At 64.9% G+C, this 19,895-nt stretch carries 19 protein-coding genes; 13 read left to right on the forward strand and 6 right to left on the reverse strand.

What is annotated here, in order from left to right; translation table 11 throughout:
* Window positions 1-60: 60 nt before the first annotated feature.
* The 3 genes from ISS99_RS07310 to ttcA form a co-directional block, all read right to left on the reverse strand.
* Window positions 61-969: a recombination-associated protein RdgC gene (locus ISS99_RS07310; RefSeq protein WP_204630937.1), complete on the reverse strand. Its 909-nt coding sequence runs from the start codon at window positions 967-969 to the stop codon at window positions 61-63.
* Between the two features lie 154 nt (window positions 970-1,123).
* On the reverse strand, window positions 1,124-2,323 hold the full coding sequence (locus ISS99_RS07315) for an amino acid aminotransferase (RefSeq protein WP_204630938.1): 1,200 nt from the start codon (window positions 2,321-2,323) through the stop codon (window positions 1,124-1,126).
* A 52-nt stretch (window positions 2,324-2,375) separates the two neighbouring features.
* The gene (gene ttcA, locus ISS99_RS07320) at window positions 2,376-3,257 is read right to left on the reverse strand and encodes a tRNA 2-thiocytidine(32) synthetase TtcA (RefSeq protein WP_204630939.1); all 882 of its coding nucleotides are present in this window, start codon (window positions 3,255-3,257) and stop codon (window positions 2,376-2,378) included.
* Between the two features lie 106 nt (window positions 3,258-3,363).
* Between ttcA and ISS99_RS07325 the strand changes: the two genes are divergently transcribed.
* Together ISS99_RS07325 and ISS99_RS07330 are read left to right on the forward strand one after the other, a co-directional pair.
* On the forward strand, window positions 3,364-3,570 hold the full coding sequence (locus ISS99_RS07325) for a YdcH family protein (RefSeq protein WP_204631010.1): 207 nt from the start codon (window positions 3,364-3,366) through the stop codon (window positions 3,568-3,570).
* Window positions 3,571-3,633: 63 nt separating this feature from the next.
* Window positions 3,634-4,251 (forward strand): GNAT family N-acetyltransferase, encoded by a 618-nt coding sequence (locus tag ISS99_RS07330; protein ID WP_204630940.1) that lies wholly within the window; start codon window positions 3,634-3,636, stop codon window positions 4,249-4,251.
* Here ISS99_RS07330 and pssA read toward each other — a convergent pair.
* Together pssA and ISS99_RS07340 are read right to left on the reverse strand one after the other, a co-directional pair.
* The gene (gene pssA, locus ISS99_RS07335) at window positions 4,235-5,632 is read right to left on the reverse strand and encodes a CDP-diacylglycerol--serine O-phosphatidyltransferase (RefSeq protein WP_204630941.1); all 1,398 of its coding nucleotides are present in this window, start codon (window positions 5,630-5,632) and stop codon (window positions 4,235-4,237) included. The genes ISS99_RS07330 and pssA overlap by 17 nt on opposite strands.
* A gap of 75 nt (window positions 5,633-5,707) precedes the next feature.
* Window positions 5,708-6,211, reverse strand: a complete 504-nt coding sequence (locus tag ISS99_RS07340) for a MarR family transcriptional regulator (RefSeq protein ID WP_204630942.1) — start codon at window positions 6,209-6,211, stop codon at window positions 5,708-5,710.
* A gap of 586 nt (window positions 6,212-6,797) precedes the next feature.
* Between ISS99_RS07340 and ISS99_RS07345 the strand changes: the two genes are divergently transcribed.
* The 11 genes from ISS99_RS07345 (at window position 6,798) to ilvA (ending at window position 19,364) form a co-directional block, all read left to right on the forward strand.
* Window positions 6,798-8,447: a 2-isopropylmalate synthase gene (locus tag ISS99_RS07345; protein ID WP_204630943.1), complete on the forward strand. Its 1,650-nt coding sequence runs from the start codon at window positions 6,798-6,800 to the stop codon at window positions 8,445-8,447.
* Window positions 8,444-9,379, forward strand: a complete 936-nt coding sequence (locus tag ISS99_RS07350; protein WP_204630944.1) for a branched-chain amino acid transaminase — start codon at window positions 8,444-8,446, stop codon at window positions 9,377-9,379. The genes ISS99_RS07345 and ISS99_RS07350 overlap by 4 nt, the downstream gene beginning before the upstream one ends.
* Window positions 9,376-10,788 carry a 3-isopropylmalate dehydratase large subunit gene (leuC, locus tag ISS99_RS07355; RefSeq protein WP_204630945.1) on the forward strand — a complete coding sequence of 471 codons (1,413 nt, stop codon included), beginning with the start codon at window positions 9,376-9,378 and terminating at the stop codon, window positions 10,786-10,788. Before ISS99_RS07350 ends, leuC begins: the two co-directional genes overlap by 4 nt.
* Window positions 10,785-11,369 carry a 3-isopropylmalate dehydratase small subunit gene (leuD, locus tag ISS99_RS07360; protein WP_204630946.1) on the forward strand — a complete coding sequence of 195 codons (585 nt, stop codon included), beginning with the start codon at window positions 10,785-10,787 and terminating at the stop codon, window positions 11,367-11,369. The genes leuC and leuD overlap by 4 nt, the downstream gene beginning before the upstream one ends.
* Window positions 11,366-12,457: a 3-isopropylmalate dehydrogenase gene (gene leuB, locus ISS99_RS07365; protein ID WP_204630947.1), complete on the forward strand. Its 1,092-nt coding sequence runs from the start codon at window positions 11,366-11,368 to the stop codon at window positions 12,455-12,457. Before leuD ends, leuB begins: the two co-directional genes overlap by 4 nt.
* Window positions 12,458-12,468: 11 nt before the next feature.
* Complete coding sequence (gene ilvD, locus ISS99_RS07370) at window positions 12,469-14,181, forward strand: dihydroxy-acid dehydratase (RefSeq protein WP_204630948.1); 1,713 nt, start codon at window positions 12,469-12,471, stop codon at window positions 14,179-14,181.
* A complete protein-coding gene (gene ilvC / locus ISS99_RS07375) occupies window positions 14,178-15,191 on the forward strand; it encodes a ketol-acid reductoisomerase (RefSeq protein WP_204630949.1) in 1,014 nt (337 codons plus the stop codon). Before ilvD ends, ilvC begins: the two co-directional genes overlap by 4 nt.
* A gap of 75 nt (window positions 15,192-15,266) precedes the next feature.
* Entirely contained in the window at window positions 15,267-15,581 is a 315-nt protein-coding gene (locus ISS99_RS07380; protein WP_204630950.1) for a VOC family protein, read from the forward strand.
* An 82-nt stretch (window positions 15,582-15,663) separates the two neighbouring features.
* Entirely contained in the window at window positions 15,664-17,532 is a 1,869-nt protein-coding gene (ilvB, locus tag ISS99_RS07385; RefSeq protein ID WP_204630951.1) for a biosynthetic-type acetolactate synthase large subunit, read from the forward strand.
* 30 nt (window positions 17,533-17,562) lie between these two features.
* Window positions 17,563-17,802 carry an acetolactate synthase small subunit gene (gene ilvN, locus ISS99_RS07390; RefSeq protein ID WP_204630952.1) on the forward strand — a complete coding sequence of 80 codons (240 nt, stop codon included), beginning with the start codon at window positions 17,563-17,565 and terminating at the stop codon, window positions 17,800-17,802.
* A complete protein-coding gene (gene ilvA, locus ISS99_RS07395) occupies window positions 17,799-19,364 on the forward strand; it encodes a threonine ammonia-lyase, biosynthetic (RefSeq protein ID WP_204630953.1) in 1,566 nt (521 codons plus the stop codon). The genes ilvN and ilvA overlap by 4 nt, the downstream gene beginning before the upstream one ends.
* Before the next feature lie 103 nt (window positions 19,365-19,467).
* On the opposite strand, the gene ISS99_RS07400 is transcribed toward ilvA, so the two are convergent.
* Window positions 19,468-19,854, reverse strand: coding sequence for a VOC family protein (locus ISS99_RS07400; protein WP_204630954.1), 387 nt, complete (start codon window positions 19,852-19,854; stop codon window positions 19,468-19,470).
* Window positions 19,855-19,895 lie beyond the last annotated feature (41 nt).

Consider the following 19,895-nt stretch of genomic DNA (forward strand, 5'->3'; position numbering starts at 1 on the left):
GCGCGAATCTCAGCTGACGTGGGACGCCCCCGGCGGCCCGGAAGGGCGCCGGCTGGCGTCTCATTCCGGGCGAGGCAGGCCGAACCACTCTTCCAGCTTGCCCAGCAGGCGCTCCAGTTCCAGGGTCAGCAGGGCGAAGCGCGCGTCCATTTCCGCAGCGGCATCCTGGCTGTCACCCAGTTCGTCGAGCACGGCATCGAGGAACTTGAGCTTGCGCAATACCAGGTCTTCGCCCAACACGAAACTGATGCGGTCATCGAAGACCAGGCCAAGCTGGAACACCTGCTTGCCGTTGCGCAGATGCTCTTTCACTTCCTCGGCATCCAGGTCTTGGCGACGACAGCGTGCGATCGCGCCGGTGGCGGTGGCCGGATCGCGCAGTTCGCATTCGTCGCCCAGCACCAGGCTGCCCGGCAGATTGCCGTTGGCAAGCCAATCGGTCATCAGCACGCGCGGCCCTTCTTCCGGCGCCAACGGCACGGCGGGGAAACTGCCGAGCGCTTCGCGCACTTGGGTCAAGGCGTTTTCTGCGGATTTGCGGCTGGAAGTATCGAGCACCAGCCAACCGTGCTTGCGGTCGACATAGGCCGACATGCGCGAGCTGCGCACGAAAGCGCGCGGCAACAGTTCGGTAAGCAGGTCTTCCTTGATGCGCTTGCGTTCGCGTCCGCCGACTTTGCGGCCTTCTTCTTCGGCGATCTTCTGCACCTTGCGCTGCAGTTCGTCGTTGACCACCGCCGACGGCAGCAGCTTTTCTTCGCTGCCGACCGTGAGCAAGGTGCAGGACTTGACCACGTGCGTCATCGCCGCCTCGTCGCCGCGGCCGACCGGCGGCACGAAGCCGCGCGTCCCCATTTCGAGCGGGCCGCAGGGACGCAGGCGATGCTCGCCCAGCGCTTCTTCTAGGCGATCCAGATCTTCGGCAACGGAGGGAGAAAAGCGGAACAGCGTGAGGTTGCGAAAAAACATGCAAGGTCCGATGAGAAAGTTCAACTCACCCTGTCACACAGGGGAGGCGTAAAAGAGTTATCAGCGTTCGTCGCAAGCCGCCGGGCTTCGCTCCACTCCAGCCCTCCCCTGCTTCAAGCAGAGGAGGGCGTCGTTGCGTCGCCTGGCCAAGAGGTCAGCGAATGACCGCCGTGACAGCCGCAACCACGTTGTCGAGATTGCCGCGATTGAGCGCAGCCACGCAGATGCGGCCGGTGCCGATGGCATAGATGGCGTGCTCTTCGCGCAGGCGATCCACTTGTGCCTTGCTCAAGCCCGAGTACGAGAACATGCCGGCCTGCTTCTGGATGAAGCTGAATTGCGGCGCACCGTTTGCGGCCAGCTTTTCCACCATGCCGGCGCGCATCGCGTGAATGCGTTCGCGCATTTCGGTCAGCTCCTGCTCCCACAGCGCACGCAATTCCGCGCTGTTGAGCACGCCGGCCACCAAGGCGCCGCCGTGCGTGGACGGGCTGGAATAGATCGAACGGATGATGCGCTTGACCAGCGACTGCACGCGCTGCGCTTCTTCGCGATTGGCGCCGACGATCGACAACGCACCCACGCGCTCGCCATACAGCGAGAACGACTTGGAATACGAGTTGGCGACCACGAACGATTCAATGCCCGATTCGGCGAACAAGCGCACCGCGGCGGCGTCCTGGTCGATGCCCTTGTCGAAACCCTGGTAGGCCATGTCGATGAAGGGCAGCAGGCCGCGATCCTTCACCAGCGCCACGACCTGCTTCCACTGCTCGACCGTGAGATCGACGCCGGTGGGGTTGTGGCAGCATGCGTGCAGCAGCACCACCGTGCCCGGCTCCAGCTTGCCCAGGTCGGCCAGCATGCCGGCGAAATCCAGGCCGTGCGTTTGCGCGTCGTAATAGGTGTAGTCCACGACCTCAAAGCCGGCCGCGTTGAACACCACGCGATGGTTTTCCCAACTGGGGCTGCTGATGGCCACCTTGGCGTTGGGCAGCGCCTTGCGCAGCAGATCCGCGCCGACGCGCAGTGCGCCGCTGCCGCCCACGGTCTGCGAGGTGGCAACGCGGCCCGCGGCCAGCAGCGGGGAGTCGGGGCCGAACACCAGCTTCTGGGTGGCCTGGGTATAGGCCGGCAGGCCGTCGATCGGCAGGTAGCCGCGCGACTTGGCTTCGCGCGCCAGTGTTTCTTCCACTTCGCGCACGGCGCGCAGCAGCGGAATGCGGCCGGTTTCGTCGTAATAGATGCCCACGCCCAGATTGACCTTGCCGGGGCGGGTATCGGCCACGAAGGCCTCGGTGAGTCCCAGGATCGGATCGCCCGGGGTCATTTCAACGGATGCAAAGAGGGACACGGCTTTACTCGATTCGAATGGGGAGAATGGACGTCTGGACGTCCGCCTGACTTTAGTGATTGTCGCCTTCGTTTCCTGCCAGCCAACCGTGGACATCGGCCCGTGCGGCTCCTTCGCGGGACCCTAGCGAGGCAAAGTCGAACAGCTGGCGATCGGCCAGTTGCGAGGGCGCCACGTTCCCCAGCGCGCGAAACATGGTCTCGCTGCGCCCGGGATGCTGGCGCTCCCACTCGTGCATCATCTGGCTTACTGCCTTGCGCTGCAGGTTTTCCTGCGAACCGCAGAGATTACAGGGAATGATCGGAAACTGCCTGTACGTTGCATATTCCGCGATGTCACTTTCTTTGCAATAAGCCAGGGGACGAATAACCACGTGGCGGCCGTCGTCCGAGCGCAGCTTCGGCGGCATGGCCTTCAGGCTGCCCTGGTAGAACAGGTTGAGGAAAAACGTGCCCAGCAAGTCGTCGCGATGATGGCCGAGCGCGATCTTGGTGACGCCGTTGGCGGCCGCCCAGTGATACAGCGCGCCGCGCCGCAGGCGCGAACACAGGCTGCACATCGTCTTGCCCTCGGGAATCACCCGCGTGACCGTGCTGTAGGTGTCCTGTTCGATGATGTGAAAAGGCACGCCGCGCTCAGTGAGGTACTGCGGCAACACGTGTTCAGGAAACCCCGGCTGCTTCTGGTCCAGGTTCACTGCAATCAATTCGAAACGTACCGGTGCCTTGGCCTGCAGGGACAGCAGGATGTCCAGCATCGTGTACGAATCCTTGCCGCCGGACAGGCACACCATCACCTTGTCGCCGTCTTCGATCATGTTGAAATCGGCGACCGCCTGGCCAACCTGGTGGCGCAGCCGCTTGGCCAGCTTGCCGGCCTCATAGGCCTGCTTGCGGGCGGTTTCTGACGGGATGACCTCGGTTTGGGCGGACATGGCGTGCGGTATCGAACGACGGGCAAGCGCCCATTGTACCCATCCCACCCACCCCGGTCCGGCGCGCTACAATCTCTGTCTCTACCGCCCCTTGCGATTGCCCGTCATGCAGGCCCAGGATCCGACCCAGATCGCCCACCTTCTGGCCGAACTACGTCAGGAACATCGCGATCTGGACGCCGCAATCGAGAAGCTGGTGAACACGCTCGGTTGCGACGAGTTGCAGATCACCCGCATGAAGAAGCGCAAGCTGCTGCTGAAAGACACCATCGCACGCCTGGAAAGCCGGCTCATTCCCGATCTCGACGCCTGAAGCACAATCTTGCCTCGAGCTTGTGCTATTTCTTGGCTCCCCTTCCCCCGCCTGCCACCGGATATGCCCTCCCTCACCCCTGTCTCCCTCCAGGACGAGCACGTCCTGCTCGAACCGCTGAGCCTCGACCACATCCCGGATCTTGAAACGGCCGCCGCCGATGGCGAGCTGTGGGAGCTGTGGTTCACCAGCGCCCCGCCTCCGGGCCAGGCCAGAACTTATGTCGAAAAGGCGCTCGAGGGCCAGGCGGCGAAAGTGATGCTTCCGTTTGCGGTGCGCGAGAAAACCAGCGGAAAGATTGTCGGCACCACCCGCTTTTATGAATTCAGGCCGGAGCTGCCGCGCGTCGCCATCGGCTACACCTGGTACGCCAAGCGCTGGCAAAAAAGCCACCTCAACACCGCCTGCAAGCAGCTATTGCTCAAACACGCCTTCGAAGCACTGGGGTGCGTAGCGGTCGAATTCCACACCGACCGGCGAAACCTCGACTCGCAGCGCGCGATCGAGCGTCTTGGCGCGCAGCGCGACGGCGTCCTGCGCGCACACGCACGCCGCCCGGACGGTTCGCTGCGCGACACCGTGTGCTACTCGATCATCGCCAGCGAATGGCCCGACGTGCAGCGCTGGCTCGACATGCGCCTGGCCCGGCTCGCCGCGCAGGGCGTCAAAGCAGCCGGTTGAGCAAACGATCCAGGCGGACCCGGCTCAGGCGGCGCAGCAGCTTGCGCACTTCGGCCGGGTAGCGGCGGGGATTGTCCAGCGCGTGATAATCGGCCAGCCGCGTTGCGTGATGCCGAAGCGATGCCCACTCGGCTTCGTGCTGCGCAATCAGCTGGCGCGACGGATCACGCAGCAGCAGGCCGTTCTCCAGATCCAGCACCCAGGCGCGCGGATTGAGGTTGTTGCCGGTGATCACCGCCAGCTCGTCGTCGATCAGCAATCCCTTCACGTGATAGCTGTTGTCGCCATCGCGCCACAGCCACAGGTTGAGCTGCCCCCGCTCGACGTGCGCCCGATGGCTGCGCGCAAAACGTCGCAAATTGCTCTCGTATAAATACGGCAGCAGCCCGATCTTGCGAAACGGCTGCCCGGGCGGGATGTAGAAATCATTCGCCGTCTTGTCACCCACCATGATGTCGATGGTGCAGCCTCGGCGCAGCAGATGGCCGATGGTCGCGCGCACCGGCCTTGGCAGGTTGAAATACGGCGTAAACAGCACCACGCGGTGCCGCGCGTGGCGCAGCAGCATCAATAGCGTGTTGTTGAGCCGGTTGTCGTTGCGGCCAAAGCCCAGCATCGGCGTGATGGCTACGCTGCCCGCAGGCACCGGCTCGTGCGGCAACGTGTACTGCGCGTGTTGCAGTTGCTTGCGCAGGTGGCGGATCTCGAGCAACAGGTCGCGCGTGGCGGGCAGCGGCGCGCGATCCAGGCGTCGTACCGCTTCGCTATCGCGCAAATGCCGGCCCACGAAATCGGCCATGCTGCCGGCCAATCCTGCGTGGCGGACCAAATGGTAGCGATCCAGCCGGTATCGACCGTGCCGACCAAGATAGACGTCGTTGATGCTGGCGCCGCTGTACAACACGGCGTCATCGATCACGAAGCCTTTCAAGTGCAGCACGCCGAACAGTTCGCGGTTCTGCACCGGCACGCCGTAGACGGCGACGCCATCGCCCAGCCGCTCGGCATAGTCGCGATACATCGCCGCATTGCCTTCGCTGGCCGCCTTGCCGATCAGCCCCCGCCGGGCTCGATGCCAGTCCACATAGACTTCGATCTCCAGCTCCGGCCGCGCCGCGCGCGCGGCATACAGGGCGTCGAGCACCTCACGGCCGGCCTGGTCGTCCTGCAGGTAGAGCGCCACCAGCACGATGCGTCGCCTGGCCTGTGCGATCAAATCGAACAGGGCCGCCCGGAAGGCAGCAGGGCCCTCCAGCGTGGTTATGGCATCAGCAGGCACGGCGAAGGCAGGCAGGCTCTCCGGCCCGCCCTTCAGGCGGCGGCCCAGAGGAAGCAATCGCCGCGCCAGGCGACGGGCGAGTGGTGGGTGAGGGGATTCCATGCCGGCATGGTACCGGGTTCGGCCGCACGGCCCATCGCCCGCCCGGATGACATCGGAGACAGGGACCTGCCCCGGCTATCTCAGCCCCTGCATGGTCTTCTCCAGCAATCGCAGCAGCTCGGCTAGCTCGCCGGGCTCAAACGACCGGACGTAGTCGCTGAGCATGCCGCTGACGGCAGGCAGCACGGCCTCCACCAGCCGCGCACCCTCGTCGCTGAGTGTCACGATCACCTTGCGTCGGTCGCACTCGTGGGAATCGCGCGCGATCAAGCCCCTCCGCCCCAGCAGATGAAGAAACCGCGTGGTGTGACTGGGCGTCTCGCCGATCACCGCGTGCAGTTCCGTCGCCGGCATGGCCCGGCCCTCGCTGCCGTAGAGCGTGGTCATGATGTGATATTCGGGATAGCTGATATCCCACGCCTTCAACATCGCATTCGCGACACCGATGGCATGGGACACCACCAGCTTCATCATCCTGATCGCGATCACCCAATCCTTGGGAAATTCCGCCTGGCTGCACGAGATGCACGATAGATTCCGATCGAGCTTGGCCAGTACATCGGATGATTTGGGGCACATTTGAGAGCAGTTCTAAGGGAGCCATCCCTATCTTCATCGCTCAATGGCCACTCCGTTAATAAAGGAATGGTGCAAAGTCGTGTGGGCCTACACCGCGACGTAGTACTCACCTGACTTGCTACAAATCTTGAAGGCATGCGCCTCTATTAGCGGCCACTAGTAGGAATACGACTCCGAAAATTTGTTTCTTATGAAACGAAACTAACGAAATCACCCCTATCCGTTTGGACGTCCATCCTTCTAATCCCATCAAAATCAACCGAAATCGACAGTTCGGAAAATTTCTCATAAAAAAAAGATTGACACGGCGCAACAGCGTGCCGTACGGTCAACGACATGCCGCAACGCAACAGCCACCGCCACATGACCTGCGCGATCCGACCTCCCTCGGACATCGGCATGCTGCAGCTCGGCGGCCTCCTTCTTATTTCCCTTGTACTCGTACTCCTTATTACTAACGGAGGTGCGGGCTGAGGGCGCGTGTCCAGGTAAAGCAAAACTAACCTAGATACCCCAAAGAACCCCGCACCCGACCAGGATGCGGGGTTTTTTGTTGCCCTCGGCACCACCCAAAACGGAGCCAGGCATGACCACCGAAACAGCAGCATCGAACGACCAGGGCGAGCGCGCCGAAAGCGCCGAAGATCGCGTACGCATCTTCGACACCACCCTGCGCGACGGCGAGCAGGCACCCGGTTTCTCCATGGACCGGCGGGCGAAATTGTGCATGGCACAAGCCCTGGAAGCCCTCGGCGTGGACATCCTGGAGGCCGGTTTTCCGCAGGCTTCGCCCGACGATTTCGCCGCCGTGGACGAAATCGCACGCACCTTGCGCAATACCACCGTGTGCGCACTGGCGCGATGTCAAAGCGGCGACATCGACACCGCCGCACGCGCACTGGAGCGCGCCAGGCATTCGCGCATTCACCTGTTCCTGTCTACCAGCCCGCTGCATCGCGAACACAAGCTCGGCATGAGCAAGCAGCAGGTGCTGGACACCGCCATCGCTTCCATCGAGCACGCACGCAAATACTGCGCCGACGTGGAATTCTCCGCCGAAGACGCGCTGCGCACCGAACCGGAATTCCTGGTTGAAATCTTCAGCGCCGCGATCGCCGCCGGCGCCAGCACGCTCAACGCTCCCGACACTGTGGGCTATACCACGCCCGCCGAAATGGTCGAGCTGTTCACCTATCTGCGCCGCAACGTGCGCGATGCCCACAAGGCGGTGTTTTCCAGCCATTGCCACGACGACCTGGGCATGGCCGTGGCCAACAGCCTGGCCGCGGTGAGCGCCGGCGCCCGGCAGGTGGAATGCACCATCAACGGCATCGGCGAACGTGCCGGCAATGCCGCGCTGGAAGAAATCGTGATGGCGCTGAAAGTGCGCGCGCCGCACTTCGGTCTGCACACGCGCATCGATACGCGCAAGCTGTTCCCCACTTCGCGCTTGCTGACCCAGCTCACCGGCCAGGCCGTGCCGCGTAACAAGGCCGTGGTGGGCGACAACGCGTTTGCGCACGAGTCGGGCATCCATCAGCACGGCATGCTCAAGCATCGCAGCACCTACGAAATCATGCGCCCGCAGGACGTCGGCATCGCCGAAACCACGCTGGTGCTGGGCAAGCATTCGGGCCGCCACGCTTTGCGCCAGCGCCTGGAAACGCTGGGCCACACGGTGGACGACGACGCCATGGAAGGGATCTTCAAGCGCTTCAAGGCGCTGGCAGACCGCAAGCGCGACATCCGCGACGAGGACCTGGAAGCCTTGGCCCTGGGCCAGGACCCGGATGCCGCCGGTCCCTGGCACATCACCCAGCTCACCACCAGCTCGCACCTGGGCAGCGGTGCATCGGCCACGGTGAAGCTGAGCCACGAAGACGGCCGCGAAGTCGGCGAGGCTGCCATCGGAGACGGCCCGGTGGACGCCGTGCTGCGCGCCATCGAACGCGCCACCGGCACCGAGATGACGCTGACCCGCTTCAATGTCCGCGCGATCAGCGAAGGCGGCGACGCGCAGGGTCAGGCGCAAATGACTGCCCGCCACGCGCAACGCGACTGGAACGGCAGCAGCGTGAGCACCGACATCATCGAAGCCACCGCGCACGCCGCACTGGCCATCGTCAACCGCATCGAGCGCCAGGCCGAGCGCAGCACGACCGATGAGTACAGCCAAGGCAGGCCGCTTTTTGACTCGCGCGCACGAGGACACGCGCAACAGGAGACCTCCGCATGACCACGCCCTTCCTCTGGCACAACGGCCGCATCAAGCCCTGGGCCGACGCCACCGTCCACGTCAGCACCCACGCGCTGCACTACGGCTCGTCGGTATTCGAGGGCGAGCGCGTGTACGCCACGCCGGATGGCCCCGCGTATTTCCGCCTGGCCGATCACACGCAGCGCCTGTTCGAGTCGGCGCGCGTGTATGAAATCGACATCGGCTACAGCGAGGAACAAATCAACCAGGCCTGCCTGGAAGTGATTCGCGCCAACCGGATGGCCTCGGCTTATGTGCGACCCATCGTTTTTCGCGGCGCCGGCGGGCTCGGCGTTCTCCCCAGGGACGGCGCACCCGTCGACGTCGCGATCTTGGCGCTGGAATGGGGCGCATACCTTGGCGATGCCGCGGAAGTGGGCGCCGACGTGTGCGTGTCGTCCTGGCATCGCCCCGCGCCGAACACCATTCCCAGCTGGGCGAAGGCCGGTGGCAATTACCTGAGCAGCCAGTTGATCGGCCTGGAAGCGCGCCGCGGCGGATTCGACGAAGGCATCGCGTTGGGCCACAACGGCCTGTTGAGCGAAGGCGCCGGCGAAAACCTGTTCCTGGTCAAGCGCGGCAAGCTGCTCACGCCGCCCTCCAGCGCCGGCATCTTGTCGGGCATCACGCGCGACACCGTCATCACGCTCGCCGGCGATCTGGGCATCGCCGTGGAAGAGCGCGATCTGCCGCGCGAAGCGCTGTACACCGCCGACGAAGTGTTCATGACCGGCACCGCGGCGGAAATCACCCCCGTGCGCTCGGTCGACCGCAAGCAGGTCGGAGAAGGCAAGCCCGGCCCGATCACGCGCACCTTGCGCGAGGCGTTCTTCGGCCTGTTCAACGGGCGCACCGCGGACCGCTACCACTGGCTGACACACGTAGAAAACGTCGAGGAGATTGCAGCATGAGCGCTCGGACCCTGTTCGAGAAAATCTGGGCGTCGCACGTCGTCGCTGCCGAAACCGCCGATACGCCGGCAGTGATGTACATCGACCTGCACCTGGTGCACGAAGTGACGTCGCCCCAGGCGTTCAGCGAATTGCGTTCGCGCGGACTGAAACTGCGCCGGCCCGATCGCACGCTGGCAACGCTGGATCACTCCACGCCTACCCTGCCCGCACAAGCCAATGGCGAGCGCCCCTATGCCAACGCCGAAGCCAAGGCACAGGTGGCGCAGTTGGAAGCCAACTGCCGCGAATTCGGCGTGCAGCTCTACGGCTGGGAAAGCAGCGACCGCGGCATCGTGCACGTGATCGGGCCGGAGCTCGGCGCCACCCAGCCCGGCATGACCATCGTCTGCGGCGACAGCCACACCTCCACGCATGGCGCGTTCGGCGCGCTGGCGTTCGGCATCGGCACCACCGAAGTCGGCCACGTGATGGCCACGCAGTGCCTGCTGCAACGCAAGCCCAAGACCTTCGCCATTCACGTCGACGGCCAGCTGCCGCGCGGCGTCGGCGCGAAGGATTTGATCCTGCACATCATCGGCGAGATCGGCGTGGACGGCGGCACCGGCCACGTCCTGGAATACCGCGGCGAAGCCATCGAAGCACTGTCGATGGAAGAACGCATGACGGTGTGCAACATGTCGATCGAAGCCGGTGCGCGCGCCGGACTGATCGCACCGGACGACACCACCTTCGCCTGGCTGAAAGGTCGCTCGCGTGCGCCGCAAGGCGCCGCCTGGGACGCCGCCGTACAACGCTGGCGCGACCTGCGCAGCGACGAAGGCGCCGTCTACGACCGCGAAGTGCGCATCGACGCCAGCCAGATCCGCCCCACCGTCACCTACGGCACGCATCCGGGCATGGCCATCGCGATGGACAAGCCCGTTCCGGCGGCCCGCAACGCGGTGGAGCAGCGGGCGCTCGACTACATGCAGGCCAAGGCGAACCAGCCGATGCAAGGCACGTCGGTGGACGTGGTGTTCGTCGGCAGCTGTACCAACTCGCGCCTGTCGGACCTGCGCGAAGCCGCCAACGTCTTGCGCGGACGTCAAGTCGCCAAGGGCGTGCGCATGCTGGTAGTGCCCGGCTCCGAAGCGGTGCGCCGCGATGCCGAAAAAGAAGGCCTGCACGAAGTGTTTCTGGCCGCCGGCGCGGAATGGCGCATCCCCGGCTGCTCGATGTGCATCGCCATGAACGGCGACCTGGCGCAACCCGGCCAACTGGTGGTGAGCACCTCCAACCGCAACTTCGAAGGCCGCCAGGGCAAAGGTGCGCGCACGGTACTGGCAAGTCCCGCCACCGCCGCCGCGTCGGCGATCGCCGGCGCCATTGCCGACCCGCGCCAATATTTCACGGAGGTGGCCGCATGAAGCCCATCACTCGCATCCACTCGCGCACCGCGGTGCTGCACGACGAAAACATCGACACTGACCGCGTCATTCCCGCGCGCTTCCTCACCACCACCGAGCGCAGCGGCCTGGGCAAGTATTGCTTCCAGGATTGGCGCTATGCGCAGGACGGCAGCGACAACCCTGCCTTTCCGCTCAACCAGCCCGAAGCGCGCGGCTGCGGCATCCTGGTGGCCGGCCGCAACTTCGGCTGCGGCTCTTCGCGCGAGCATGCGCCCTGGGCCTTGCTCGACTACGGCATCCAGGCCGTGCTGTGCAGCGAGATCGCCGACATCTTCCGCGGCAACGCGCTGAAGAACGGCCTGCTCGCCATCGTGCTCGATGAAGCCGAGCACCGCTGGCTGCTGCAAAACCCCGGCATCGAACTTTCCATCGACGTGCGCGAGCAAGTGATCCAGCTTCCCGACGGCGGCCACATCCGCTTTCAGCTGGAACCGTTCGCGCGGCATTGCCTGCTCAACGGCGTCGACCAGCTCGGCTTTCTGCTCCAGCACGCCGAAGCCATCACCCATTACGAACAGCAACAGGAGAAGGCGGCATGAAGGCTCGCATCGTTACCCTGCCCGGCGACGGCGTAGGTCCGGAAGTTACCGACGCGGCCGTGGCCGTACTGCAAGCCGTTGCCGAGCGCAGCGGGCACACGTTCGAGTTTGCATCGCATGCGATCGGCGGTTGCGCCATCGATGCCACCGGCGAACCGTTGCCGGCCGCCACGCTGGAAGCGTGCAAGAAGGCCGATGCGGTGTTCCTCGGTGCGGTCGGCGGTCCGAAGTGGTCCGACCCGCAGGCCAAGGTTCGCCCGGAACAGGGCTTGCTGGCATTGCGTGCCGGACTGGGCGTGTTCGCCAACCTGCGTCCGCTGCAGGTGCACCCTGCCTTGGCCGCGCTGTCGCCGCTGAAGAATGAAAAGCTGAAGAACGTCGACGTGCTGTTCGTGCGCGAACTGACCGGCGGCGCGTACTTCGGCGCCAAGACGCGCACCACCGATACCGCCACCGACGAATGCAAATACACCGTCGCGGAAGTCGAGCGCGTCACCCGTCGCGCCTTCGAGCTGGCGCGCGAACGCCGCCAGCACGTCACCTCGGTGGACAAGGCCAACGTGCTGGAAACCTCGCGCCTGTGGCGCAGCACGGTTACGCGCGTTGCCGCCGAGTATCCGGACGTGAAGCTGGAGCATCAGCTGGTGGACTCGATGGCGATGCTGCTGTTGACCCAGCCGGCCCGTTACGACGTGATCGTTACCGAGAACCTGTTCGGCGACATCCTTACCGACGAAGCCGCCGCATTGGCCGGTTCGCTCGGCTTGTTGCCGTCGGCGTCGCTGGGCGAAGGCAAGGTCGGCCTGTACGAACCCATCCACGGTTCCGCACCGGATATCGCCGGCAAGAACGTTGCCAATCCGCTGGGCGCCATCCTCTCCGCGGCATTGCTGCTGCGCCACTCGCTGGAGCTGGAAATCGAAGCCACCACCATCGAGGCGGCCGTTGCACACGTCTTGAACTACGGCCCGCACAGCCGCGACATCGGCGGCACGGCCAGCACCAGCGAGATGCGCGACGCCGTGATCGCGGCACTGGATGAAGTGGCCACGCCCGCCTTTTTGTGCGGTCTGCGTGCGTGCGGCTGAGCGAGGATACGATGCGTAGCGATCTCATCAAAACCGGACCCGACCGCGCACCGGCGCGCGCCATGCTGCGCGCCACCGGCCTCAAGGATGGCGACATCACCAAGCCGCTGGTCGCGGTGGTGCACACCTGGTCCAACGTCAGCCCGTGCAACCTCAACTTGCGCGAATTGGCCGAACACGTTTCCGCCGGCATCCGCGCCGCAGGCGGTACGCCGATCGAATTTAACACCATTGCGGTGACCGACGGCATCGCCATGGGTACGCCGGGCATGCGGGCATCGCTGATCAGCCGCGAGGTGATCACCGATTCGATCGAGCTGGCCGTGGACGGCCACTGCCTCGACGCGATGGTGGTGCTGTGCGGCTGCGACAAGACCATTCCCGCCGCAGCGATGGCCATGGCGCGCCTGAACATTCCCGCGGTCGCGCTATACGGCGGCAGCATTGCGCACGGCAACCACAACGATCACCCCATCACCATCCAGCAGGTGTTCGAAGCGGTCGGCGCATACGGTGCGGGCAAGATCGACGATGCCGAACTCACCGCCGTGGAAAAGGATGCCTGCCCGGGCGCCGGCGCCTGCGGCGGCCAGTTCACCGCCAACACCATGGCGATGGTGTTGCAGACGCTGGGCCTGTCGCCGATGGGCTTCAACGACATTCCCGCCACCCATCCGGCCAAGGCGCATGCCGCTTTCCGCTGCGGCGAACTGGTGATGGATTGCCTGCGCGAGCAGCGTAAGCCGCTGGACATGCTCAACGTCACCGCGTTCCGCAATGCCGCGCGCATGGTGGCCGCCACCGCGGGCTCCACCAACGCGGTGCTGCACTTGCTGGCGATCGCTCGCGAAGCGAACGTGCCGTGGACGATCGAGGATTTCGAACCGGCTTCGGTGCACACGCCGGTGATCGCCGACCTGATGCCCGGCGGGCGCTATACCGCGGTCGAACTGTTCGGCGCCGGTGGCAGTGCGCGCGTGGCGCAGGAACTGATCGCCGCCGGCATGCTGGACGATGCGCTTACCGTGACCGGCCGCAGCCTGTACGACGAATGCGCCAAGGCACCGCGCGCCGAACAACAGGATGTGGTGCATCCGGTCGGCAAGCCGCTGAAGCCGCGCGGCGGCTATTCGATCCTGTACGGCAATCTCGCGCCGGAAGGCTGCATCCTGAAACTGGCCGGCAAGGACACCAACCATTTCGAAGGCGTTGCACGCGTATTCGAAAGCGAGGAAGAAGCCTTCGCCGCCGTGCAGGGCGGCAAGATCCAGCCCGGCGACGTGATCGTGATCCGCAACGAAGGCCCCGCCGGCGGCCCCGGCATGCGCGAGATGCTCGGCGTCACCGCCGCGCTGGTCGGCCGCGGTCTTGGCAACGACGTGGGATTGATCACCGATGGCCGCTTCTCCGGCGCCACGCACGGCTTCATGGTCGGCCACATCGCTCCCGAAGCCGCACGCGGCGGTCCGATCGCGCTGCTGCGCGATGGCGACCGCATCTTCATCGACGGCGATCGGCGCGAGCTGCGCACCGACGCCGACCTGGAAAGCCGCCGCGCCAGCTGGCAGGCCCCGCCAGCGAAAGTCACCCACGGCGCGCTCGCCAAATACGCACGCCTGGTGGGCTCCGCTTCCGACGGTGCCACCACCCAACTTCGCGACACCGCTTCATCCCCCTCTTCCATCCAACGACACACGTCAGAAAAAGCAGGAGTTACCGCATGAGTACCGCTACCACCGAAACGCTCGCCAAGGCGCGCATCGCCGTCCTCGGCTACGGCAGCCAGGGCCGCGCCCACGCCCTCAACCTGAAAGACTCCGGCCTGGATGTCGTGGTTGGCCTGCGCCCCAACGGTCCGACCTGGAGCAAGGCCGTGGCTGACGGCTTTCACGTGGTCGAAGCGGCCGAAGCCGTGCGCGGCGCGGACCTCGTCGCCGTGCTGACGCCGGACATGGTGCAGCCCGCGCTGTACAAGCAGGCCATCGAGCCGAACATCAAGCCGGGCGCCGCACTGCTGTTCGCGCACGGCTTGAACGTGCACTTCAAGATGATCGAGCCGCGCAGCGATATCGATGTGGTGCTGGTTGCGCCGAAAGGTCCGGGCGCATTGGTCCGCACTGAATACGAACGCGGCCGCGGCGTGCCCTGCATCTACGCCGTGCATCAGGACGTGAGCGGTCACGCCGAAGAAAAGGCCACCGCTTACGCCGCCGGCCTGGGTGGCGCACGCGCGATGCTGATCAAGACCGACTTCAAGGAAGAAACCGAAACCGATCTGTTCGGCGAGCAGGCCGTGCTGTGCGGCGGCGCCAGCGAACTGGTGATCAAGGGCTTCGAGACCCTGATCGAAGCCGGCTACCAGCCCGAGATCGCCTATTACGAAGTGCTGCACGAACTGAAGTTGATCGTGGATCTGTTCTACGAAGGCGGCATCACCAAGATGCTGGAGTTCGTCTCCGAGACCGCGCAGTACGGCGACTATGTCAGCGGCCCGCGCGTGATCGACGCCGGCACCAAGGAGCGCATGAAGGCGGTGCTGAAAGACATCCAGGACGGCACCTTCACGCGCAACTGGGTCGCCGAATACCAGGCCGGCCTGCCGAACTACAAGAAGTGGAAGCAGGCCGACCTGGATCATCCGATCGAGCAGGTCGGTGCACAACTTCGCGCACGCATGGCATGGCTGCAGAGCGGCAGCAAGGCGGCGCAACCGGCTTTGAAGAAGGCAGGTTAAATCCATGCGGCGCTCTCCTTCCCCCCCATCCTCCGGCGGGAGAGCGTCGCATGGTCCTCTACGGGAAATCAGTCGATGAAACGTTTTCACATTGCGCTTGCCGTTCGCGACCTCGATGCATCCATCGCCGACTACAACGCGCGCCTCGGCCAGCAACCGAACGCCGTGGTGAGTGGCAAGTACGCGATGTGGCGCACGGACCTGCTGAATTTCTCGATCAATCAGAACCCCGAACGTGCCGGTGAGCTACGGCACGTCGGTTTTGAAGATGACGGCGCGGAAGGCTTTACCAGTACCTCCGATGTCAATGGCATCGAATGGGAACATTTTTCGAGCACCGCTCAGGACGAGCGGATCGTGGCGATGTACGGCGTACCCGTGAACGCCTGATGCGCAACGCCTGCCTGCATTGCTCCACAACAAACAAGAACGCGACACGCGCTTTGCAAACCACCAAGGGAACGACGTGAACATGCCACTGCTGAAACCTTCATCCGCCGCCGATGCCGATACAGGCACCGCGCGTCACCCGCTTGCAGGCCAGGACCTCAGCGGTGCGGATGTCGTGGTACAGGTATTGGCGGAGCAAGGCGTGGACGTATTGTTCGGGTATTCCGGCGGCGCGATTCTGCCGGTGTACGACGCCATCTTCCGGTTCAACGCGGAGCATCCGCTGCCCGACGGCGGCGAACCGATGCCGCTGATCGTGCCGGCCAACGAACAAGGCGCCGGCTTCATGGCGTCCGGCTATGCGCGCGCGTCGGGCAAGGTCGGTGTGGCGGTGGTCACCTCCGGCCCCGGGGCCACCAACATGGTGACGCCGGTGCGCGATTCCACCGCCGATTCGATCCCCATGGTGGTGATCTGCGGCCAGGTCGCCACGCAGGCGATCGGCAGCGATGCGTTCCAGGAAGCGCCAATCAGCAACATCATGGGATCGTGCGCCAAGCACGTTTTCCTGGTGACCGATGCTTCGCAACTGGAAGCCACCATGCGCACCGCGTTTACCATCGCGCGCAGCGGGCGCCCCGGCCCGGTGGTGGTGGACGTTCCCAAGGATATCCAGAACGCCACGTTGTGCTTCAAGGGCGAAGGCGAGCTGCCGCTGCCGGGCTACCGCGCCCGCCTGCGCGCAGTCGAGCAGGCCACGTTGAGCGACACCGATTGCGCCAACTTTTTCGATGCGCTGTCGCGCGCCAAACGTCCGCTGATCTATGCCGGAGGCGGCATCGTGGGTGGTGGAGCTGCACCGGCCTTGCGTGCCTTCGTTGACGCGTTCGGCCTGCCCGTCACCACCACGCTGATGGGTATCGGCGGCTTCGACACCACCGATCCGCTGGCCCTGCACATGCTGGGCATGCACGGCACCGCCTATGCCAATTACGCGGTGGAAGACTGCGATTTCCTGCTGGCACTCGGTGCACGCTTCGATGACCGCGTCGCCAGCGTTCCCAGCCAATTTGCACCGCAGGCAAAGTTCATCGCGCACATCGACATCGATCCGGCCGAGATCGACAAGGTGAAGCAGACGCAGTGGCATCACATCGGTCCACTGGATCGCGCCTTGCAGCGCCTGACGCAGTACGGCCTGGAACATCATCGGCAAGCGCCACGCACCGACTGGCACACCCACGTTGCAGCGCTCAAGCAGTTGCACGCCATGAACTATGACCGCGACAGCGCCTTGATCCAGCCTTATGCGGTGTTGGAAGAGATCAACCGCCACACGCAGGGCCGCGCGATCATCAGCACCGGAGTCGGCCAGCACCAGATGTGGGCGGCGCAATACCTGGATTTCCGCGCACCGCGGCATTGGCTCACTTCCGGCTCGATGGGCACGATGGGCTTCGGCCTGCCCGCCGCGATCGGCGCGCAATTCGCCAGACGCGATGCCTTGGTGATCGACGTCGACGGCGACGCCAGCATCCGCATGAACCTGGGCGAGTTGGAAACCGTCACCACCTACGGCCTGCCGCTGAAGATCGTGGTGCTCAACAATGTCGGCGACGGCATGGTGCGGCAGTGGCAGAAGCTGTTCTTCAAAGGCCGCTTCGCCTCGTCGGATAAAAGCCTGCATCGCAAGGACTTCGTGCGCGCCGCCGAAGCGGACGGCTTTGCCTGGGCGCGCCGGCTGGAGCGCCACGAGGAACTGGCCGGCACCATCGCCGATTTCCTGGCTTTCGACGGCCCGGCTTTCCTGGAAGTGATGATCGATCCGGATGCCGGCGTGTATCCCATGGTCGGTCCCGGCGCCAATTACTCGCAAATGATTACCGGCGATTTCATTCCTTCGCGTGCGGCGACGCACGCCAGCGAAGCTGCTGCCTCCGACAGCTTCTGACCTTCACCCGCGACCGATCTGGATCCTGCCATGCAACACACGCTCTCCATTCTTCTGCAGAACGAAGCCGGCGCACTGGTGCGCGTGGCGGGCCTGTTCGCCGCGCGCGGACACAACATCGACACGCTGACCGTCGCCGCCACGCCCGATCCGGCCGTATCGCGCCTCACGCTCACCTTGCGTGGCGACGATGCGTCGCTCACGCAGATCCTGCAGCAGACCCGCAAACTGGTCGACGTGCTGCAGGTGGAGCATCCGGCGCAAGCATGAACGCCTATCGCGTGCCAGGCGATCACGATCCCCTGCCCACGGCCGCCGCCGTGCTGCGCCGGGCCGAAACCGCGCGCGTGTATGAAGTGGCGCATCACACCGCGCTCGAACCGGCGCCACTGCTCTCCACGCGCATCGGCGCCAGCGTGCTGCTCAAGCGCGAAGATCAGCAGCCGGTGTTTTCGTTCAAGCTACGCGGCGCTTACAACCGCATGGCGCAACTTAGCGTCGCCGAACGCGCGCGGGGCGTGATCGCCGCTTCGGCCGGCAATCACGCGCAGGGTGTGGCCTTGGCCGCTTCACGCCTGGGCATCCACGCGACCATCGTGATGCCGATCACCGCGCCGCAGGTAAAGGTGGATGCCGTTCGGCGCTTCGGCGGAGCGTTTGCCGAGGTGGTGCTGGCCGGCGAATCGTATAGCGACGCGCAGGCCGAGGCGCAGCGTTTGCGCGAGGCGTTGGGCGCCACGTTCGTGCATCCGTTCGACGATCTGGACGTGATTGCCGGACAGGCCACCGTGGGCCTGGAAATACTCGCCCAGCACGCGGAACCGCTGCATGCGGTGTTCGTGCCGGTCGGCGGCGGCGGCCTCATTGCGGGCGTGGCGTCGGTGATCAAGGCGCGGCGCCCGGATGTTCGCGTTATTGGCGTGCAGGCGCGTGATGCCGATTCGATGGCGCGCGCGCTGGATGCCGGCAGTCGCGTGTCGCTGGATGAGGTAGGGCTGTTCGCCGATGGCACCGCGGTGAAGCAAGTGGGCGCACTGACCTTTTCGCTGTGCCAGCAATATGTGGATGAAATACTGCGCGTAGACACCGATGCCATTTGCGCGGCCATCCGCGACATCTACCAGGACACGCGCAGCATTCCGGAACCTTCCGGCGCCCTGGCGTTGGCGGGCCTCAAGCAATACGTCGCCCAACGCGGCCCTTGCGATGGAGCACTGGCGGCGGTGGTTTCCGGCGCCAACATGAATTTCGATCGCCTGCGCTTCGTCGCCGAACGCGCCGAAGTGGGCGAGCAGCGCGAGGCGGTGTTTGCCGTGACCATACCCGAGCAGCGCGGCAGTTTTCGCCGCTTCTGCGCGGCGCTGGGCCAACATGCGATCACCGAATTCAACTACCGCATCGGCGATGCCCAGGCGGCGCACATTTTCGTAGGCGTGCAGACCGCTCGCAGCGGCGAGCGCGAAGCCTTGGCCGATGCTTTCCGCGCGAACGATTTCGGCGTGCTGGATCTCACCGACGACGAACTGGCCAAGCTGCACCTGCGCCACATGATCGGCGGCCGCTCGCCGCTGGCCCGCGATGAGCGGCTGTATCGCTTCGACTTCCCGGAACGCCCCGGCGCCCTGGCGCGCTTCCTCGACCGCATGCATCCGGACTGGAACATCAGCCTGTTCCACTACCGCAATCACGGCGCCGACTACGGCCGAATCCTGGTCGGCATCCAGGTACCCGCCAGCGAGCACGCCTTGCTGCGACAGTTCCTCGCGAGCCTTAGCTACCCCTACGTAGACGAAAGCGACAACCCGGCGTATCGCCTGCTGTTATGCGCTTAGCGCGGCTGCGCAGAGGGGCGCGATCCCTTCCCTGCGTGCAGTAGGGGAGGGCCGGGGTGGGGTGAAGCCCACCTCAAGAGGCAAGCAACGTGGAGCAAGCAGCTCAGACCAACGAAGCCCTGCCCAGCGCCACATTGATCGCCCCCGCCGCATCCAGCTCGAACACGTGGTTGTCGTAATCCATGAAGTACAACGCCGTATCTTCGCGCGCCATGAAGTGCTCGACGTCGAACGTCGTCAGCTTGTCCGCGCAGGTGCGCAGGTCATTACGGCTCACTTCCAGCGAGATGTGATCGCCATTGCGCCGCGTGGGGCCATCCCCCTTGCGCAGCACGAACCACATGCCGCCCAGCTTCGCAAAGCTTTGCGACCGGCCCTCGTGATCGGCCTGGTCGATGACTACCTGGGCGCCCAGCACGCCCGCAAGCAGCTCTGCCGTGCGCGCAGGATCGCGCACGATCAGTGCTATGTGACTGACAGATGCCAACATGAATGACCCCGACCCCGAAGCGGTGGCCGATCCTAAAACGA

This window comes from Dyella mobilis (genome assembly GCF_016904945.1).
In the GTDB taxonomy this organism is placed as follows: domain Bacteria; phylum Pseudomonadota; class Gammaproteobacteria; order Xanthomonadales; family Rhodanobacteraceae; genus Dyella_B; species Dyella_B mobilis.

Coding starts and splice junctions, on each gene's coding strand:
- ISS99_RS07325 (WP_204631010.1), top strand. CDS start 3,364: ATGCAGGCCCAGGATCCGACCCAGATCGCCCACCTTCTGGCCGAACTA.
- ilvC (WP_204630949.1), top strand. CDS start 14,178: ATGAGTACCGCTACCACCGAAACGCTCGCCAAGGCGCGCATCGCCGTC.
- pssA (WP_204630941.1), bottom strand. CDS start 5,632: ATGGAATCCCCTCACCCACCACTCGCCCGTCGCCTGGCGCGGCGATTG.
- ISS99_RS07340 (WP_204630942.1), bottom strand. CDS start 6,211: ATGTGCCCCAAATCATCCGATGTACTGGCCAAGCTCGATCGGAATCTA.
- ilvN (WP_204630952.1), top strand. CDS start 17,563: ATGCAACACACGCTCTCCATTCTTCTGCAGAACGAAGCCGGCGCACTG.
- ttcA (WP_204630939.1), bottom strand. CDS start 3,257: ATGTCCGCCCAAACCGAGGTCATCCCGTCAGAAACCGCCCGCAAGCAG.
- ISS99_RS07400 (WP_204630954.1), bottom strand. CDS start 19,854: ATGTTGGCATCTGTCAGTCACATAGCACTGATCGTGCGCGATCCTGCG.
- ISS99_RS07380 (WP_204630950.1), top strand. CDS start 15,267: ATGAAACGTTTTCACATTGCGCTTGCCGTTCGCGACCTCGATGCATCC.
- ISS99_RS07330 (WP_204630940.1), top strand. CDS start 3,634: ATGCCCTCCCTCACCCCTGTCTCCCTCCAGGACGAGCACGTCCTGCTC.
- ilvD (WP_204630948.1), top strand. CDS start 12,469: ATGCGTAGCGATCTCATCAAAACCGGACCCGACCGCGCACCGGCGCGC.
- ISS99_RS07345 (WP_204630943.1), top strand. CDS start 6,798: ATGACCACCGAAACAGCAGCATCGAACGACCAGGGCGAGCGCGCCGAA.
- ilvA (WP_204630953.1), top strand. CDS start 17,799: ATGAACGCCTATCGCGTGCCAGGCGATCACGATCCCCTGCCCACGGCC.
- ilvB (WP_204630951.1), top strand. CDS start 15,664: ATGCCACTGCTGAAACCTTCATCCGCCGCCGATGCCGATACAGGCACC.
- ISS99_RS07310 (WP_204630937.1), bottom strand. CDS start 969: ATGTTTTTTCGCAACCTCACGCTGTTCCGCTTTTCTCCCTCCGTTGCC.
- leuC (WP_204630945.1), top strand. CDS start 9,376: ATGAGCGCTCGGACCCTGTTCGAGAAAATCTGGGCGTCGCACGTCGTC.
- leuB (WP_204630947.1), top strand. CDS start 11,366: ATGAAGGCTCGCATCGTTACCCTGCCCGGCGACGGCGTAGGTCCGGAA.
- leuD (WP_204630946.1), top strand. CDS start 10,785: ATGAAGCCCATCACTCGCATCCACTCGCGCACCGCGGTGCTGCACGAC.
- ISS99_RS07350 (WP_204630944.1), top strand. CDS start 8,444: ATGACCACGCCCTTCCTCTGGCACAACGGCCGCATCAAGCCCTGGGCC.